The sequence below is a fragment of the Yokenella regensburgei genome, from assembly GCF_051486985.1.
Taxonomy (GTDB): Bacteria; Pseudomonadota; Gammaproteobacteria; order Enterobacterales; family Enterobacteriaceae; genus CBFFRJ01.
The window spans coordinates 65,514-83,699 of the sequence record NZ_JAHVDV010000025.1; the positions used below are offsets into that span (position 1 = coordinate 65,514).

17 protein-coding genes are annotated in these 18,186 nt (G+C 53.8%); 7 read left to right on the top strand and 10 right to left on the bottom strand.

The window, feature by feature from the left end; all coding sequences use genetic code 11:
* Nucleotides 1-81: 81 nt before the first annotated feature.
* Nucleotides 82-462: an aspartate 1-decarboxylase gene (gene panD / locus KXR87_RS16950; RefSeq protein WP_039078406.1), complete on the top strand. Its 381-nt coding sequence runs from the start codon at nucleotides 82-84 to the stop codon at nucleotides 460-462.
* Nucleotides 463-913: 451 nt separating this feature from the next.
* Here the strand turns inward: panD and KXR87_RS16955 are convergent, their stop codons facing one another.
* From KXR87_RS16955 to KXR87_RS16970, 4 genes are all read right to left on the bottom strand, one after another.
* Nucleotides 914-2,158 (bottom strand): polysaccharide deacetylase family protein, encoded by a 1,245-nt coding sequence (locus KXR87_RS16955; protein ID WP_437433384.1) that lies wholly within the window; start codon nucleotides 2,156-2,158, stop codon nucleotides 914-916.
* A gap of 61 nt (nucleotides 2,159-2,219) precedes the next feature.
* Nucleotides 2,220-2,660, bottom strand: coding sequence for a PTS sugar transporter subunit IIA (locus tag KXR87_RS16960; RefSeq protein ID WP_437433385.1), 441 nt, complete (start codon nucleotides 2,658-2,660; stop codon nucleotides 2,220-2,222).
* Between the two features lie 115 nt (nucleotides 2,661-2,775).
* Nucleotides 2,776-3,546, bottom strand: coding sequence for an ABC transporter permease (locus tag KXR87_RS16965; protein WP_437433386.1), 771 nt, complete (start codon nucleotides 3,544-3,546; stop codon nucleotides 2,776-2,778).
* A complete protein-coding gene (locus KXR87_RS16970; RefSeq protein ID WP_437433387.1) occupies nucleotides 3,543-4,469 on the bottom strand; it encodes an ABC transporter ATP-binding protein in 927 nt (308 codons plus the stop codon). Before KXR87_RS16970 ends, KXR87_RS16965 begins: the two co-directional genes overlap by 4 nt.
* A gap of 107 nt (nucleotides 4,470-4,576) precedes the next feature.
* On the opposite strand from KXR87_RS16970, the gene can reads away from it, so the two are divergent.
* Entirely contained in the window at nucleotides 4,577-5,239 is a 663-nt protein-coding gene (gene can, locus KXR87_RS16975; RefSeq protein WP_437433388.1) for a carbonate dehydratase, read from the top strand.
* 66 nt (nucleotides 5,240-5,305) lie between these two features.
* Here the strand turns inward: can and hpt are convergent, their stop codons facing one another.
* Complete coding sequence (gene hpt, locus KXR87_RS16980; RefSeq protein WP_437433389.1) at nucleotides 5,306-5,842, bottom strand: hypoxanthine phosphoribosyltransferase; 537 nt, start codon at nucleotides 5,840-5,842, stop codon at nucleotides 5,306-5,308.
* Between the two features lie 207 nt (nucleotides 5,843-6,049).
* Between hpt and KXR87_RS16985 the strand changes: the two genes are divergently transcribed.
* Nucleotides 6,050-8,440 (top strand): glucose/quinate/shikimate family membrane-bound PQQ-dependent dehydrogenase, encoded by a 2,391-nt coding sequence (locus KXR87_RS16985; protein WP_437433390.1) that lies wholly within the window; start codon nucleotides 6,050-6,052, stop codon nucleotides 8,438-8,440.
* A 92-nt stretch (nucleotides 8,441-8,532) separates the two neighbouring features.
* Here the strand turns inward: KXR87_RS16985 and cueO are convergent, their stop codons facing one another.
* Nucleotides 8,533-10,116 (bottom strand): multicopper oxidase CueO, encoded by a 1,584-nt coding sequence (cueO, locus tag KXR87_RS16990; protein WP_437433391.1) that lies wholly within the window; start codon nucleotides 10,114-10,116, stop codon nucleotides 8,533-8,535.
* A 156-nt stretch (nucleotides 10,117-10,272) separates the two neighbouring features.
* Here cueO and KXR87_RS16995 point away from each other — a divergent pair, with 156 nt between their 5' ends.
* The 3 genes from KXR87_RS16995 (at nucleotide 10,273) to speD (ending at nucleotide 12,392) form a co-directional block, all read left to right on the top strand.
* On the top strand, nucleotides 10,273-10,620 hold the full coding sequence (locus KXR87_RS16995) for a YacC family pilotin-like protein (RefSeq protein WP_437433392.1): 348 nt from the start codon (nucleotides 10,273-10,275) through the stop codon (nucleotides 10,618-10,620).
* Nucleotides 10,621-10,716: 96 nt separating this feature from the next.
* A complete protein-coding gene (gene speE, locus KXR87_RS17000; RefSeq protein ID WP_437433393.1) occupies nucleotides 10,717-11,583 on the top strand; it encodes a polyamine aminopropyltransferase in 867 nt (288 codons plus the stop codon).
* A 14-nt stretch (nucleotides 11,584-11,597) separates the two neighbouring features.
* On the top strand, nucleotides 11,598-12,392 hold the full coding sequence (gene speD, locus KXR87_RS17005; protein ID WP_437433394.1) for an adenosylmethionine decarboxylase: 795 nt from the start codon (nucleotides 11,598-11,600) through the stop codon (nucleotides 12,390-12,392).
* An 81-nt stretch (nucleotides 12,393-12,473) separates the two neighbouring features.
* On the opposite strand, the gene KXR87_RS17010 is transcribed toward speD, so the two are convergent.
* The 4 genes from KXR87_RS17010 to KXR87_RS17025 form a co-directional block, all read right to left on the bottom strand.
* Complete coding sequence (locus KXR87_RS17010) at nucleotides 12,474-12,647, bottom strand: hypothetical protein (RefSeq protein ID WP_437433395.1); 174 nt, start codon at nucleotides 12,645-12,647, stop codon at nucleotides 12,474-12,476.
* A 142-nt stretch (nucleotides 12,648-12,789) separates the two neighbouring features.
* Nucleotides 12,790-13,152: a protein YacL gene (gene yacL, locus KXR87_RS17015; RefSeq protein WP_437433396.1), complete on the bottom strand. Its 363-nt coding sequence runs from the start codon at nucleotides 13,150-13,152 to the stop codon at nucleotides 12,790-12,792.
* Between the two features lie 277 nt (nucleotides 13,153-13,429).
* Nucleotides 13,430-16,027 (bottom strand): bifunctional aconitate hydratase 2/2-methylisocitrate dehydratase, encoded by a 2,598-nt coding sequence (gene acnB / locus KXR87_RS17020; RefSeq protein ID WP_437433397.1) that lies wholly within the window; start codon nucleotides 16,025-16,027, stop codon nucleotides 13,430-13,432.
* A 268-nt stretch (nucleotides 16,028-16,295) separates the two neighbouring features.
* Complete coding sequence (locus KXR87_RS17025; RefSeq protein ID WP_437433398.1) at nucleotides 16,296-17,720, bottom strand: hypothetical protein; 1,425 nt, start codon at nucleotides 17,718-17,720, stop codon at nucleotides 16,296-16,298.
* A 242-nt stretch (nucleotides 17,721-17,962) separates the two neighbouring features.
* Between KXR87_RS17025 and KXR87_RS17030 the strand changes: the two genes are divergently transcribed.
* On the top strand, nucleotides 17,963-18,186 hold a 224-nt coding region (locus KXR87_RS17030), incomplete at its 3' end, for a hypothetical protein (RefSeq protein ID WP_437433399.1).

Below are 18,186 nucleotides of genomic sequence, written 5' to 3' on the forward strand. Positions count from 1 at the left end.
AGTATGGCGAGGGGGAGATGCAGGGCGAATCGCAGGGAGCGGCCCTTCCTTTAGCGTTTATTGGTAACAAAGGTTCAATTTATGATTCGCACGATGCTGCAAGGCAAGCTCCACCGCGTAAAGGTGACGCAGGCCGACCTGCACTACGAAGGTTCCTGCGCGATTGACCAGGATTTCCTTGAGGCGGCTGGTATCCTTGAATACGAAGCCATCGATATTTACAACGTGACCAACGGTAAGCGCTTTTCCACTTACGCCATTGCCGGTGAACGTGGCTCACGCATTATTTCGGTAAACGGCGCGGCGGCACACTGCGCGGACGTTGGTGATATTCTGATCATCGCCTCTTACGTCACCATGCCCGATGAGCAGGCCCGTAGCTGGCAGCCCAAAGTGGCCTATTTTGATGGCGACAACGAAATGAAACGCACCGCGAAAGCGGTACCAGTACAGGTGGCATAAGCCATCCGGCGGATGAGCAGTATTGCCCCAATCAGGGGTAGAAGGCGTTATTGATGCAGTCACTCTGGACACGGACAGCACGCAGAAACCGGAGCGTACAAAGGGTACGTGAGGATTTCGAGCACTGCCCGGGTTCAAAATGACCAATAAAATAGCCTTATGCTCCCGATCAGGGGGAGAAGGCGTTATTGATGCAGTCACTCTGGGCACGGACAGCGCGCAGAAACCGGAGCGTACAAAGGGTGCGTGAGGATTTCGAGCACTACCCAGGTTCAAAATGACCAATAAAATAGCCTTATGCTCCCGATCAGGGGGAGAAGGCGTTATTGATGCAGTCACTCTGGGCACGGACAGCGCGCAGAAACCGGAGCGTACAAAGGGTACGTGAGGATTTCGAGCACTGCCCGGGTTCAAAATGACAAATAAAATAGCCTTATGCCCCTGATTCGATTTACCCCTGAGGTTGATTACTGATAAGCCTCGACATCTCTTCCAGTGAATCGGTTCTTAAAATATATAACCGCTTGAGTAACATCGGATTATCCCCCGGCTTCACCTTCCCACGCACCGTTGTCACCGCCAGGTGGAACCCTGCGTCCTGTGCTGCCTGTACGGCTTTATCGTTGTAGCCGCCAAAGGGATAGGAGAGAAACCACACATGGGCGTTGAACTGAGAGAGGGCCCGGCGTGAGTGCCTGAAATCCATCAGAATATTTTCATAGCTGCGGCTGAGCAGAACGGGATGTCTGGCATCATCTACCCGGTGGAGAAAATGGGTATGGGACTGGAAGTCGAAAACGCTGGAGATGCTGTTGAGTTCGGAGATGCTCATAAACTGCAGAAACCGGGCATCCCAGGGCTGGGGTTGGCGTTTGATACGCGAGGAGATGATAAAAGCCGTGGCTTTGAAACCGTACTCTTTCAGCACCGGGTAAGCGTAGCGGCTCACCGATTTCAGACCGTCATCAAAGGTTATCACAACGGAGCGTGCGGGCAGGTTCATGCGGTTACGCACATACCCTTCGAGCTGATACAGGCTAAGCGTGGTGTAGCCCTGATCGCGCAGCCATGTCATTTGGTTGGTGAAGGCGCGCACCGATGTGGTGGTCGAGGTGTGGCGAAAGCGGGTGTTCTCTTCATCGTGCAGGATATGGTGATAGGTCAGAACCGGAATACCATTATCCTCCTGCGCATCCAGGCTGCTAATCCATGCCAGGCGCTCGCCAATGCGGATCTGAAACCAGGTCTGGTTAAGCCGGTCTTTTAGCTTGCTGATGATGGGATAGCGAAGATTGGCAGCGAGCACGCCAAACGGCGGACTCTTGACGTCTGCCGCGTTATACATCGGCGTCTCCTGCCAGGTTATAAGATTCTGATTACTGAGCGGCTTATTAAGATCTCCCAGACTATCTTCTACCCGCTCGTTGCCGCGCAGAGTGCCCAGATGACCTTTATCTATCCACGCTTTACCGAATCCAAAACGAAAGGTGTAGTAATCTTCAACGCCGGGTTCCACGGCGATAATTTGCCCGGCACGCAGGTTGCCAACCGTCACGACATCATTGCCGATTTGCCCCCAGACTTCGGCATCCTCCGTGATCTGCATATAACGGGCGGGCTCGGGGTTATCAGTGACCAGACGTGCCGAAGCGGCGCCGGAAAAAAACAGCAGGAAAATGATGAATAAACGAGGCATTGGGGCAACCGGATGGAAAAAACTGGCGGTATTGTAACAAAAGTAAAATGAATACCAATGATTATTTTTCGTACAAATCATGCAGTAAAACAAATGGCGGGTTCTTCTGCTGCTGATGCCAAAGGCTGCTCACCGTCGACCCGCCAATCGCCACCATCATATTGCGAAACTCATCGCTGTTAAGGGTCTCGCGAAGCGGATACATCGTCTGCAGCAGCAGAGCATCAACGCCAGAAATCACTTCACAATTGTCATGCTTATGGCTCAGCAGGGCCGCAGCCCGGTAGGGTGGCGCGCCGGTGATATCGGTCAGGAAGACCACGCCGTCTCCGCAATCAGTCTCATGCAGGGCATCACACATCATCCGGCTTAGCATATTGGTACTCAGACCCTGATGAAAATTTACCGCGCGGCATTGCACTAACGGCGCAAACTGCGCTTCAAGGGTGTGCAACAGCGCCAGCGCGCGCTCATCATGACAAGCAATGACCCATCCCAGCATACGTTTCTCCTTAGCAGAGAGAAAGTGTAGCGAAGTGACCCACAGTCGTCGGTGACAGAAATCATAGAATGGCGGGCAGAAAGCGCCGGCGAACATCGCCCGCCGGCAGGAAGGATTAGCTACGCAGGCCGCGTCCGCGCTGGATGAGATACCAGCACAAGCCATAAAACACGATGATAAAGACCGCCAGCACCGCCACCGTGGTAAACAGGGGCACATCGGTAATGCCGAGGAAGCCAAAGCGGAAGCCGCTTATCATATAGACGATAGGGTTGAGGTGCGATAGCGCCTGCCAGACAGGGGGAAGCAGCGTCAGTGAATAGAATACGCCGCCCAGGTAGGTCAATGGCGTCAGCACAAAGGTTGGGATCAGGCTGATGTCATCAAAGGTCGTGGCAAAGACGGCATTCAGCAACCCCGCCAGTGAGAACAGCACCGCGGTCAGCAGCAGCGTCAGGGCCACAAACACCCATGAATGCACCTGGAAAGGCACGAAAAACAGCGACACGGCAGTGACTAACACCCCGACGCAAATTCCCCGCGCGACACCGCCTCCAACGTAACCCACGATGATGACATGCGTCGGCACCGGCGCTACCAGCAGCTCCTCAATATTGCGCTGGAACTTGGCGCTGAAAAATGACGAGGCCACATTGGCATAGGCATTGGTAATCACCGCCATCATGATGAGGCCCGGCACGATGAACTGCATATAGGTAAAACCATGCATCTCACCAATACGTGAACCAATCAGATTACCAAAGATGATGAAATAGAGGGTCATGGTAATGACCGGCGGCACCAGAGTCTGGATCCAGATACGCATAAAGCGCTGAACCTCTTTATGCCAGATACTTTTCAGCGCGACCCAATAAAGCTGCATCATGCGCGTTCTCCTTTTTTATCGTGAACCAGCGCGACGAACAGCTCTTCCAGACGGTTAGCTTTGTTACGCATACTTAACACCTGAATACCCTGCGCGCTGAGCTGGCTGAAGACGCTGTTGATCCCCTGCTCGCGCAGCACTTCCACTTCGAGCGTTGAAGTGTCCACCAGCCGGTAGTCATAACCCTCAAGCTTCGGCAGCGGACTTTTACCGGCCAGATCCAGGATAAAGGTTTCTGATTTCAGCTTCGCCAGCAGCGACTTCATCGAGGTGTTTTCCACCAGCTCACCGCTTTGGATAATCCCAATGTTGCGGCACAGCATCTCAGCCTCTTCCAGATAGTGCGTGGTAAGGATGATGGTGGTGCCTTTATCGTTAAGATCTTTCAGGAATCCCCACATCGAACGGCGCAGCTCAATATCCACCCCTGCGGTCGGTTCGTCGAGGATGAGCAGTTTAGGCTCATGCATAAGCGCGCGGGCGATCATCAGACGACGCTTCATACCGCCGGATAACATCCGAGCACGTTCGTTGCGTTTTTCCCACAGATCCAGTTGTTTCAGGTACTTTTCACTGCGTGCCAGCGCCTCTTTACGCTCAACGCCGTAGTACCCCGCCTGGTTCACCACGATTTGCTGAACCGTCTCAAACGGGTTGAAGTTGAACTCCTGAGGGACCAGGCCCAACTGCCGCTTGGCGTTGACCACGTCTTTCTCAAGGTCATAACCGAAAACGCTCACCCGGCCAGAGGTCTTATTGACCAGTGAACTGATGATTCCGATGGTGGTGGATTTACCCGCACCGTTCGGCCCCAGAAGCGCATAGAAGTCACCGGCTTCTACTTTCAGATCAATACCGCGCAGCGCATGGACGCCGCCGGGATAGGTTTTTTTAAGCTGCTCAAGCTCCAGTGCAATGGTCATGAATTTTCACTTACCTTTTTTTTACACTCGAATGTGTGGTTTAAAAAAAAATGGAGTTGACCTATATTAGCGCAACGCACTTCTTTAGTTACAGGTCGTTAACTTCCATGAAAGACATAGATACACTCATCAGCAACAATGCACTATGGTCAAAAATGCTGGTGGAAGAGGATCCTGGATTCTTTGAAACGCTGGCGCAGGCTCAAAAACCGCGCTTTCTATGGATTGGATGTTCTGACAGTCGCGTTCCTGCCGAGCGCCTTACTGGTTTAGAGCCTGGTGAACTTTTTGTACACCGAAATGTTGCAAACCTGGTCATTCACACTGACCTCAACTGCCTTTCCGTGGTTCAGTACGCGGTCGACGTACTGGAAGTGGAGCATATCATCATCTGTGGTCACTACGGTTGCGGTGGCGTACAAGCCGCAGTAGAAAATCCGGAACTGGGGCTTATCAATAACTGGCTGCTCCACATTCGTGATATCTGGTTCAAACATAGCGCACTGCTGAACGAGATGCCGGAAGAGCGCCGTCTGGATACGCTTTGCGAACTGAACGTGATGGAACAGGTCTATAACCTGGGCCACTCAACGATTATGCAATCCGCCTGGAAACGCGGTCAGAATGTGACGATTCACGGCTGGGCATATGGTATTCATGATGGCTTGCTGCGTGACCTGGAAGTGACGGCAACCAACCGTGAGGTGCTTGAACAGCGCTATCGCCTGGGCCTCGCTAACCTTAGCAAAAAACACATCAACCATAAGTAATGCCACACGGGCCGGCGTTAACCGGTCCGTCAAATCAGGCCGGGCTTGTCCCGGCTTTTTTTATGCTTACTCGTCCAGCATGACAACTTTGCCGACATAGGGCAAATGACGGTAACGCTGAGCATAATCAATACCATAACCCACGACAAATTCGTCGGGAATGGAAAATCCGATGTACTCAACCTCTACCTGAACTTCACGGCGGGATGGCTTATCAAGCAGTGTGCAGATGGAGAGCGATTTAGGTTCACGCAGGCTCAGGATCTCACGCACTTTCGAGAGGGTATTGCCGGAATCGATAATGTCTTCGACGATCAACACGTCTTTGCCGCGAATGTCTTCATCAAGGTCTTTGAGGATTTTTACATCACGTGAGGAAGACATGCCGCTGCCGTAGCTGGAGGCGGTCATAAAATCGACTTCATGGGAGACCTGTACCTCACGACATAAGTCGGCCATAAACATAAACGACCCGCGCAGCAGCCCTACCAGGACCATTTCACTGCCGCTATCCCGGTAATGTTCGGTGATTTGACGACCCAGTTCCGCGATACGCGCTTTGATCTCCGCTTCCGGGATCATCACTTCAACAGTATGTTTCATTTTAACTAACCATATGATTTAAAAAACAAATCAATCATCACCGGTACGCTTGTTCCCGCTGATGAAGCGCAAGTCGTGCAGTATACCAGCAAACGCATTTCTGATGTTTATCTGTCGATAAAGCTCAATTTGTGATGACGATCACACTTGTTAAATCCTATAATTAGTTGCTACTAAAATATTAATGAATTTGAAGAGTAACTTTCTATGGCAGAAACAAAACCGCAACGGTCAGGTCTCCTTGTGACGCTGACTACGCTGTTCGCTGCACTATGCGGACTGTATTTACTGATAGGTGGGGTCTGGCTTGTCTCCCTTGGCGGCTCCTGGTACTACCCTATTGCAGGGCTGGTCATGCTTGGGGTAACAGCCCTGTTATGGCGTCGTAAGCGTTCAGCATTGTGGCTGTATGCTGCTTTCCTGCTGGCAACGATGATCTGGGGCGTGTGGGAGGTCGGCTTTGACTTCTGGGCGCTGACGCCACGCAGTGACATTCTGGTCTTCTTTGGCATCTGGCTTGTTCTGCCGTTTGTCTGGCGTCGACTGTTTATTCCTTCCGGCGGCGCGGTAGCCGCGCTGGTGGTTGCTCTGTTAATCAGTGGCGGTATGCTGACCTGGGCCGGGTTTAACGATCCGCAGGAAGTGAAAGGCACCCTGAGTGCGGATTCCACCCCGGCGCCCGCTATTTCGCAGGTGGCTGATGGTGACTGGCCGGCTTACGGACGTAATCAGGAAGGTCAGCGTTACTCACCGCTTAAGCAAATCAATGCTGACAACGTCAAAAATCTGAAGGAAGCCTGGGTTTTCCGTACTGGCGATCTGAAGCTCCCGAACGATCCGGGTGAACTGACCAACGAAGTGACGCCGATTAAAGTAGGCGACACGCTCTACCTGTGTACCGCGCACCAGCGCCTGTTTGCCCTGGATGCATCGACCGGGAAAGAGAAGTGGCACTTCGATCCGCAGTTAAATACCAACCCGTCCTTCCAGCATGTTACCTGTCGTGGCGTCTCTTACCATGAAGCCCGCGCGGATAATGCAAGCCCGGAAGTGATTGCCGACTGCCCGCGTCGCATTATGCTGCCGGTCAATGATGGTCGTCTGTTTGCCCTCAATGCTGAGACCGGCAAACTGTGCGAAACCTTTGCGAACAAAGGTATCCTGAATCTGCAAACCAACATGCCGGATACCACTCCAGGCCTGTATGAACCCACTTCGCCGCCCATCATCACCGACAAGACCATTGTGATTGCCGGTTCCGTGACCGATAACTTCTCTACCCGCGAAACCTCCGGCGTGATTCGTGGTTTTGATGTCAACACCGGTAAGCTGTTGTGGGCCTTCGATCCGGGCGCGAAAGATCCCAATGCCATCCCGTCGGATGAGCACACCTTTACCTTTAACTCTCCTAACTCCTGGGCACCGGCGGCGTATGACGCGAAGCTGGACCTGGTCTACCTGCCAATGGGCGTGACCACGCCGGATATCTGGGGCGGTAACCGCACTCCGGAGCAGGAACGCTACGCCAGCTCTATCGTGGCGCTGAACGCGACCACCGGTAAACTGGCCTGGAGCTACCAGACCGTCCACCACGATCTGTGGGATATGGACATGCCTTCCCAGCCGACGCTGGCTGACATTACCGTTAACGGCAAAACCGTTCCGGTTATCTACGCACCGGCGAAGACAGGTAATATCTTCGTGCTGGATCGTAGCAACGGTAAGTTAGTGGTTCCTGCCCCGGAAAAACCGGTTCCGCAGGGCGCCGCAAAAGGCGACTACGTCACCAAAACCCAGCCCTTCTCTGATCTCAGCTTCCGCCCGAAGAAAGATCTGAGCGGTGCGGATATGTGGGGCGCCACCATGTTTGACCAGCTGGTGTGCCGTGTCATGTTCCATCAGCTGCGTTATGAAGGTATCTTCACGCCGCCGTCTGAACAGGGCACGCTGGTCTTCCCGGGTAACCTGGGGATGTTTGAATGGGGTGGTATCTCCGTTGACCCGAATCGTCAGGTAGCGATTGCTAACCCAATGGCCCTGCCGTTTGTTTCGAAACTGATTCCGCGTGGTCCGGGTAACCCAATGGAGCAGCCGAAAGACGCCAAAGGCAGCGGTACCGAAGCCGGTATTCAGCCGCAGTACGGTGTGCCGTTTGGCGTGACCCTGAATCCGTTCCTCTCTCCGTTCGGTCTGCCGTGTAAACAGCCAGCATGGGGTTATATTTCCGCACTGGATCTGAAAACCAACCAGGTAGTGTGGAAGAAACGTATTGGTACACCACAGGACAGCATGCCGTTCCCGATGCCGGTTCCGGTGCCGTTCAATATGGGTATGCCGATGCTGGGTGGCCCGATTTCCACCGCTGGTAACGTACTGTTTATTGCCGCAACCGCAGATAACTACCTGCGTGCGTACAATATGAGCAACGGTGAAAAACTGTGGCAGGGCCGTCTACCCGCCGGTGGACAAGCCACGCCGATGACCTATGAAGTGAATGGCAAGCAGTACGTTGTCATCTCTGCCGGCGGTCACGGTTCGTTTGGTACGAAGATGGGCGATTATATTGTTGCCTACGCGCTGCCGGACGACGCGAAATAAAAGCAAAAAGGCAACGTAAGTTGCCTTTTTTAGTGTTTTCTCCCTCTCCCCGTGGGAGAGGGCCAGGGTGAGGGCATAAGGCCTCCCCCATTTTAAACCGTAAATCCTACCATCATCCCCGTATCTTCATGCTCCAGCAGATGGCAGTGCGCCATATAAGCGGATTCCTTCGCTGCGTGATGATTAAATTTCACCAGCACTTCGCTTTTCGCCCCGTCCACACTCACCATATCCTTCCAGCCTGCACGATGGGCAGCGGGTGGGTTGCCATTTTCCGACAGAATACGAAACTGAGTGCCGTGGATGTGGAACGGATGCAGCATCATGTCCCCCTCACCTGAAATCACCCAGCGCTCCCAAATTCCCTGCTCTGCCGCAAAGGCCGGATTTTGCATATCAAAGGCTTTTCCGTTAATCCGGTTGGCGTTGTGGAAATCGAACCCGCCCTTACCGTGTTCCATTTGGCCGTGATTCATTTGACCGTGATTCATTTGACCGTGATGCATTTGACCGTGATTCATTTGACCGTGATGCATACTCATTCCAGCCATTGCCGCATCACCATATTTTTGCTGCAACGCCTGCATCCCCATCATGTCGAGCATAGGGTCCATTGAGAGTTGCAGCCTGCGTTGGGTGATACCATCAAGTCCGGGAACCGGAGGGACGGGGACCAGCGTATCCGGCAGTATTGCCGACGCCGTCACCATCAGCGGCTGAATACGCAGCACCGGATGAGGTTTATCGAAAGGCGATACGGCCATACCCATCTGACTGACCGGTAGAGTGACAATATCAAAAGCCTCCCGGTCGCGGTTTTCCACCAGCACTTCAAAACGCTCGCCGGGCAGTATCGCCAGCTCGCTGACTTTTACCGGTTCTGCAAGCAATCCGCCGTCACTGGCAATCACATAGAGTGGACGATTATCGCTGGTGGCAATGTTCAGCGAACGGGCATTACACCCATTGAGCAGGCGCAGGCGTAGCCAACCGCGCGGGGCGGCATGCTGCGGATACCGCGCGCCATTGGTCAGCAGCGTGTCGCCAAACCAGCCCACCGCCGCACTCATCACATCGAGCTGGTAGTCAATCTGCCCGTCGGCGGTGAATTTTTTGTCCTGCATGATCACCGGAATATCGTCAATACCCCACTGCTGGGGCAGACGCAGCGTCTGGCTATAATCATCATCAATCAGTACCAGTCCTGCCAGTCCCATCGCCACCTGGCGACCTGTTTTGCCATGCTGATGGGGATGAAACCAGCAGGTTGCCGCAGGCTGATTAGGTGTGAAACTGACCGTGCGGCTGGCGCCAGGTTTAATCACACCCTGCGGCCCGCCGTCCACTTCGCCGGGTATTTCGAGGCCATGCCAGTGCAGTGTGGTCTCTTCTGCCAGCGTATTTTGGATTGTGACACTCACCGCTTTCCCCCGTCGTAACCGGATCGCAGGCCCCAGCAGATTTCCGTTATAACCCCAGGTGGTCACCGGTGTTGTTGCAAACGTCGACGTGCCTGCCTGCACGTTAAGCTGAATATGATTTCGCGCATCCGGTTGTAGCAGGTCAGGAACCGGTAATACGGGTCGGTCCGCCGCCAGCACCGCGCGACTCCAGAGCGGCAGAGCGCCGAGCGTGCCCAGGACCGCGGAATACTTTAAAAAATCACGACGTTGCATCTTCATTTCCTTATTCTCTTGCAGGCGATGTTTTGAGCATAAACCCTCCCCTTGCCGGAAGGTCAAGAAAAGAGGTTATTATCGGACAATAATAAATATCGTCGCCTCGCCTGCAGTATGCTAACGTTTAATTTCCGTTATGCCGTGGTATGAACAATGAAGACGCTTTTCAGATCAGTCCTGTTTGGCAGCCTGCTGGCTGTCTCCGCTAATAGCTATGCCCTTAACGAATCCGAAGCGGAAGATATGGCCGATCTCACGGCAGTGTTTGTCTTTCTGAAAAACGATTGCGGCTATAACAACCTGCCTAATGGACAGATCCGCCGTGCGCTGGTCTTTTTCGCGCAACAAAACCAGTGGGATCTGACCAACTACGATACCTGGGATATGAAATCCCTTGGTGAAGAGAGCTACCGCGATTTAAGTGGTATAAAAATTCCCACCGCTAAAAAATGCAAAGCGCTGGCGCGCGATTCCCTGAGCCTGCTTGCCTACGTGAAGTAATCGCTGTTCATCGTTGAGCCCTGGCCGTGCAACTGCGGTCAGAGTTAGCTATGATGTTGCGCTTTGTTTGAGCAGATGTTAACAAAGGAGCAACCAATGGCCGACCCTACCTTGTGGCATGAAACGCTGCACGACCAGTTTGGGCAATACTTTGCTGTAGATCAGGTGCTGTATCATGAGAAAACCGAGCATCAGGATCTCATCATCTTCGAAAATGCCGCTTTTGGCCGCGTCATGGCGCTGGACGGCGTGGTGCAGACCACCGAGCGCGATGAGTTTATCTATCATGAAATGATGACGCATGTGCCGCTGCTGGCGCATGGTCGTGCGAAACAGGTGCTGATCATCGGCGGCGGCGACGGCGCCATGCTGCGTGAAGTGACCCGTCATAAAGAGATCGAGACCATCACTATGGTGGAAATCGATGCCGGCGTGGTCTCCTTTTGTCGTCAGTACCTGCCAAAGCATAATGCCGGAGCCTATGTCGATCCCCGCTTTGAGCTCGTCATCGACGATGGCGTCAATTTCGTCACCCGCACTAACCAGACCTTCGATGTTATCATCTCTGACTGCACCGACCCGGTCGGTCCTGGCGAGAGCCTTTTCACTTCCGCTTTTTACGAAGGCTGCAAACGCTGCCTGAACCCGGGCGGGATTTTTGTCGCACAAAATGGGGTCTGCTTCCTGCAACAGGACGAAGCGCTGGACAGCCATCGCAAACTGGGTAACTACTTTGCTGACGTGAACTTTTACCAGGCAGCTATCCCTACCTATTACGGCGGCATCATGACTTTTGCCTGGGCGACGGATAACGAAGCGCTGCGCCACCTTTCAAGCGAAATTATTCAGGCACGCTTTCATAAGGCGGGACTCACCTGCCGTTACTACACGCCAGCTATCCACACTGCCGCCTTTGCGCTGCCGCAGTACCTGCAAGACGCGCTTTCGACATCGTCGTCTTAAGGAGACTATGAGAATTGAAAAAACTGAAACTGCATGGCTTTAACAATCTGACCAAAAGTCTGAGTTTTTGTATTTACGACATTTGCTACGCCAAAACCGCAGAAGAGCGCGATGGCTACATTGCCTATATTGATGAGCTTTATAACGCCACCCGCCTGACGGAAATCCTCACTGAAACCTGCAATATTATCGGTGCCAATATTCTTAACATCGCCCGTCAGGATTATGAGCCGCAGGGGGCGAGCGTGACCATTCTGGTCAGTGAAGAACCGGTCGATCCACAGCTGATTGATAAAACCGAACACCCTGGCCCGCTCCCGGAAGCCGTCGTCGCCCATCTCGATAAAAGCCATATCTGTGTGCATACCTATCCTGAAAGCCACCCGGAAGGGGGATTGTGTACCTTTCGGGCAGATATCGAAGTCTCCACCTGCGGGGTGATTTCGCCCTTAAAAGCACTGAACTATCTGATTCACCAGCTGGAATCCGACATCGTCACGGTGGATTACCGTGTGCGCGGTTTTACCCGCGACGTTAATGGCATGAAGCACTTCATTGATCACGAAATCAATTCGATTCAGAATTTTATGTCTGATGATATGAAATCGCTGTATGACATGGTGGACGTGAACGTTTACCAGGAGAACATCTTCCATACCAAGATGTTACTTAAGGAGTTCGACCTCAGGCATTACATGTTCCACACTCGTCCGGAAGATTTGACCGCGCAGGAGCGTAAAGAGATAACCGAAGCGCTGTGGAAGGAGATGCGTGAGATCTATTACGGCCGCAATATTCCCGCCGTGTAAGACGCTCTGGCGCAGGGAAGCGCCAGAGGTTCAGCCAGAGCGCATCGCTCATTCCAGTACATTTCTCGCGTGAAGCGATGCTCAGCGTGTTGTTTGATCATGAAACCACTCCACGTCAACACTCGCAATGTCTACGCCATAAAGGCTGGCCACGGCCAGGAGCGACTCCATGACGCGCCGGCTATTATGTTCCGCATCATCGCGCTGTTCACGCGGGGTGCTGCCCAAAAAATAACGAGAAATAAACGCTTTCATGAAAGTCTCCGTGACGTGTCCGGAAGACCATAGAAACGTAATTTAAGGCCAAAGGGAAATGCGAAAAACGTCTGACGTTTTTCAGTAGATGCATGTCTGGCGGCAACGAGCACACACTGGCCTCATTGCCCGACGGGGGAGACTAACGCTGGCTCAGGAATGTCCGGTAAGCCGCCACGACCTGCAGAAAATCTTCCACGCCGCAAAGCGAGAAGCTTTCTTCGTCGTAGTAGTTCATGCCCTCTTCCATTTCATCACCAGAAAACGCCAGCTGATTGGCGCGAATCATCACCTCTTCGCCATCCAGCCACAAAGTATACTCGTGTCCGGCACGTTGCCATGAGCGCTCGCTGCCCTTCACGGTTTTCGCCGCCTGCTCGACTTCATCCAGCAACGCCAGGTTCTCTTTCACCTCTTCATTGAACCAGTGACCCACCACCTCGTGGCCCATCGACATGCGGACTTTTACCCCACCGGTAACGTCACGCAAAAATTCATAATCCATAATCTCTTCCTCATGCCGGCTTAACGTCAGCCAATGCTTTAATTATCGCAGTACAACGGAAGAAAAAAAGCGTAGCGGTGGAAAGGAGGCAATAAAAAAAGCGGAGAAGGCTCTCCGCTTTTTAGCAATGTGCGCTCTGATGCCCTCACCCCCGGCCCCTCTCTCACAGGGCGAGGGTGGCATTTATGTGCGCTCCCGACTTACCTCCCACTGGGAGAGGGTGGTGCGGACCGTCCCCTCGCCCCTCTGGGGAGAGGGTTAGGGTGAGGGGAAACATTTACACTGCCGTCTGGAAAATAACCCCGTCGGCTTTATCAGTGTACTGATTCAACTGATCGAAGTTCAGATAGCGGTAGGTGTCCACCGCCGTCTTATCCACCTGCGCGATATAGGTCTGGTACTCTTCCGGCGTTGGCAGCTTGCCAAGCAGAGAAGAGACCGCCGCCAGTTCCGCCGACGCCAGATAGACGTTCGCACCGGTCCCTAAACGGTTCGGGAAGTTACGGGTCGAGGTGGAAACCACCGTTGCACCGTCCGCTACGCGCGCCTGGTTGCCCATACACAGGGAACAGCCCGGAATTTCAATACGCGCACCGCTCTTACCGAATACGCTGTAGTACCCTTCTTCGGTTAACTGTGCTGCATCCATACGGGTCGGCGGCGCAACCCAAAGACGGGTCGGCAGCTGGCCTTTATGGGCATCCAGCAGTTTACCTGCTGCACGGAAGTGGCCGATGTTGGTCATGCAGGAACCGATGAACACTTCATCAATCTGCGCGCCCTGCACATCAGAAAGCAGACGAGCATCGTCCGGGTCGTTTGGTGCACACAGAATCGGCTCTTTAATGTCTGCCAGATCGATGTCGATCACCGCGGCATATTCCGCATCGGCATCGGCCTCAAGCAGCTGCGGATCCGCCAGCCATTTCTCCATCCCCTGGATGCGACGCTCCAGCGTACGACGATCGCCGTAGCCTTCTGCGATCATCCACTTCAGCAGAACAATGTTGGAGTTCAGGTACTCAATAATCGGATCTTTGTTCAGCTTGATGGTACAACCGGCAGCGGAACGTTCAGCGGAGGCATCGGTCAGCTCAAACGCCTGCTCAACTTTCAGATCCGGCAGACCTTCGATTTCCAGGATACGACCAGAGAAGATGTTCTTCTTGCCTTTCTTCTCAACGGTCAGCAGACCCTGTTTGATGGCGTACAGCGGGATAGCATGCACAAGGTCACGCAGGGTGATGCCCGGCTGCATTTCACCTTTGAAGCGCACCAGAACCGATTCCGGCATATCCAGCGGCATCACGCCAGTCGCCGCGGCAAAGGCCACCAGACCAGAACCCGCCGGGAAGGAGATACCGATCGGGAAACGGGTATGGGAGTCACCACCGGTACCGACGGTATCCGGCAGCAGCATGCGGTTCAGCCAGGAGTGAATAACCCCATCGCCAGGACGCAGTGACACACCGCCACGGTTCATGATGAAGTCAGGCAGCGTGTGGTGTGTGGTGACATCAACCGGCTTCGGATAGGCCGCCGTGTGGCAGAAGGACTGCATCACGAGATCGGCAGAGAAGCCGAGACAGGCCAGGTCTTTCAGTTCATCACGGGTCATTGGACCGGTAGTGTCCTGAGAACCTACGGAGGCCATTTTCGGTTCGCAATAGGCACCCGGACGGATACCTTTTACGCCGCAGGCACGGCCCACCATTTTCTGCGCCAGCGAGAAACCACGGCTGCTTTCCGCGACATCTTTCGCCTGACGGAACACATCGCTGTGCGGCAGACCCAGCGACTCACGCGCTTTGGTAGTCAGCCCACGGCCGATGATCAGCGGAATACGGCCACCGGCGCGTACTTCGTCGATCAGGACATCGGTTTTCAGCTCAAAGGTCGCCAGCAGCGCATCGGTGTCGTGGTTACGCACTTCGCCTTTAAACGGATAAACGTCAATGACGTCGCCCATGTTCAGGTCGTTTACGTCCACTTCGATGGGCAGTGCGCCCGCATCTTCCATAGTGTTGAAGAAGATAGGCGCGATTTTACCGCCGAGGCAAAGACCGCCACCGCGTTTGTTTGGCACGTGAGGGATATCATCCCCCATAAACCAGAGGACCGAGTTAGTGGCTGATTTACGAGAGGAACCAGTCCCCACCACATCACCAACGTAAGCCAGCGGGAAACCTTTTTTCGCCAGCGCTTCGATTTGCTTAACGGGGCCAACGACACCCGGCTGATCCGGCTCAATGCCTTCGCGGGCATTTTTCAGCATCGCCAGGGCGTGCAGCGGGATATCCGGGCGGGACCAGGCATCCGGTGCCGGAGAGAGATCGTCGGTGTTGGTTTCGCCCGTTACTTTGAAGACGGTAACGGTCATTTTTTCTGCAAGCTGAGGACGGCTCAGGAACCATTCAGCGTCAGCCCAGGACTGCAGTACCTGTTGTGCGTACGCGTTGCCCGCTTTGGCTTTTTCTTCTACGTCATAGAAGTTGTCGAACATCAGCAGCGTATGGGACAGTGCTTTGGTCGCAATCGGTGCCAGTTTGGCATCGTCCAGGGCGTCAATCAGAGGATGGATGTTGTAACCACCCTGCATCGTGCCCAGCAGTTCAATTGCTTTCTCTGAATTAACCAGGGGGGAGGTGGCTTCGCCTTTGGCGATGGCCGCAAGAAAACCCGCTTTAACATAGGCGGCTTCATCAACGCCCGGCGGAACACGATTGGTCAGGAGGTCTAACAGGAAATCTTCTTCGCCAGCAGGCGGGTTCTTCAGCAGCTCAACGAGTGCTGCCATTTGGGTTGCATCTAATGGTTTTGGCGCAATCCCCTCAGCGGCACGTTCGGCTACGTGCTTACGGTATTCTACTAGCACGACGGTTCTCCTCGCTCTCATTGTCATAATGCGGCAGGCGTTTCTCTTCACGCTCCTGTGAGACAGCAGTTTGTAGGGTAAATCCGCGATACCGCGACGGCAGCATAGCAGGATTTAGAGGGGGTGTTAATCTGTTTACAAAAAAGCAACATTAAAAATTAGCTGAATCGTTAAGGGCAGAATAAAGCAGCGGGAATCGGGTTTTGCGGGAACAGATTACACGTTAAAAACCAGCGTAACGGGCCCCGCAGGGCCCGTTGAGAACAGCCTATAAATCAGCCAACAGCTTTTGAAGCGTTTCGCGGTTATATTTTTCCGGTGTATGTATTTCATCCACCAGATCGCCCATCACGTACTTCTTCATGGTTTCCAGGTTGTTCACCTGAGTCTGATTTCTGATGCCCGCCAGCAGCCCCTTAGCGTTGTAGTTCAGGGTTGTGGTGTTGACTTCATCATTTTCCAGCGTGTGATAGAGGTAGTTTTGTGAGGTCTTATCTTTTTTCAGCGATAGTGGCAAAGACGGGTCCAGCGGTTGATACCAGGAGGCGCTCAGATGATTATGCGCCGTCTGCTTCACGCTGCGGGAACCGTCGTAGCTCCGGCTCTCTTCAGTAGTTTGAGAAGCCTGATAAGAGAAGCTCTCTTTCTCATCAAGTCGGGCCGGGTTGATTGATTTCGAGGTTCGCGTCAGCGAGAGAGAAAAATCATTCAGCCCTTTGGCTGGCGCACTGCTGCCACCCCCGACCCGTACGTCACCAGGGTTATCGATGACATTGATGGTTTCATCCTGCGGTGTGTTTAAGGCATGGAAAACAGACTTCATGAGCTCCATCTGATTTCTGTCGCCCTTCCCGTCGATACGCGCTTTATCAAACTGCTTATCGTAGGCCGCCAGCGCGACTTGTTGTGCCACCCGATCGGCAGGATCGTTGCTCTGGGAGCGATCGCTGGTCATTTTCAGGGAGAAGTCAGCATCCTGGTACGCCACCCAGCTCTCATCGCTGTCGCTGTGGAAGTTGAGTGACTGTAGAGAATCATCACCATTGCGCACATCGGTTTTCAGGTCAATCGACCTGAGGACGCTGCTGTTAAATTTCGTCAACCCTGAGATATCAAGTTCTGGCGGCTGTTTGCCCAGTCCATCCAGCACCGACTGGAACGCTTTGCCCAGCGAGGCTACAGCCTCAGCCTCATCGTCATTGAGCGCGTCACCCTCAGTGGTCATCGACACTGCAACACCACCATCCTGTTGCGTCAGGGAGAGGTGTATCGTCGAGCCGGAACGGGTGGTGATATCCAGTGAAATGGCGGACTTATTAGCAGGAGCCATTCCCGGCGCGGTATCCGTTGCGGCGACGGCTTGCGTGAAGTCCCCCCGATTCTCTTTCAGCGTTTCAAGCAGTGCGCGGCCGGCGCCACCGAGTGAGGAAATTGAGCTGCCGCTTTGTGCGGTATGCAGCAGTACCTGGATAGTGGCATTGCTTACGCCGGTGTCGCTGGCGCTGATTTTTTGCGGCGACAGGCTGTAAATCGCCGCGATGGCCTGTGTCTGGCTACCAAAGGTCACTTTGGTAGAGGCGTTGTCCGCGACTGGCAAGGAGGCAGTGCTGGTTACGCGCGGCGTACCCACGCGCGGGGTGGTCGACAGGTTCGATAACATTGTCGACAAAGGCGATTTAATACCGGTAACCATGACGATTAAACTCCCTCTTTCGTCGATAGAGATTCAGTAGTGTTACATCGGCAGAAGGTGGGCGAAATTTATACCAGAGAAGAAATAATTAGCGATGAGTCGAGGATGACCAGCCTAAACGTTTTCCTAATTTAAGTCTTCCCGGAGCCGGCTCCCTGTTTGCACCCTTTTGCACAGCATAAGGTATATCCCTGTTTTTACCGGCGGGCATGAGGCCTGCCGTCATACAAAAGGATGTGAYGATGAGCGGCAGACCGGCGGCCCGGAAGGGCGACATGACGCAGTATGGYGGCCCCATTGTGCAGGGCTCGGCGGGYGTGATGATTGGGGCACCCACCGGGGTGGCCTGCTCGGTCTGCCCCGGGGGTATCACCTCCGGCTCCCCGGTCAACCCGCTTCCCGGTGCCAAAGTGTTGCCCGGCGAAACCGATATCGCCCTTCCCGGCCCGCTGCCTTTTCTGCTCAC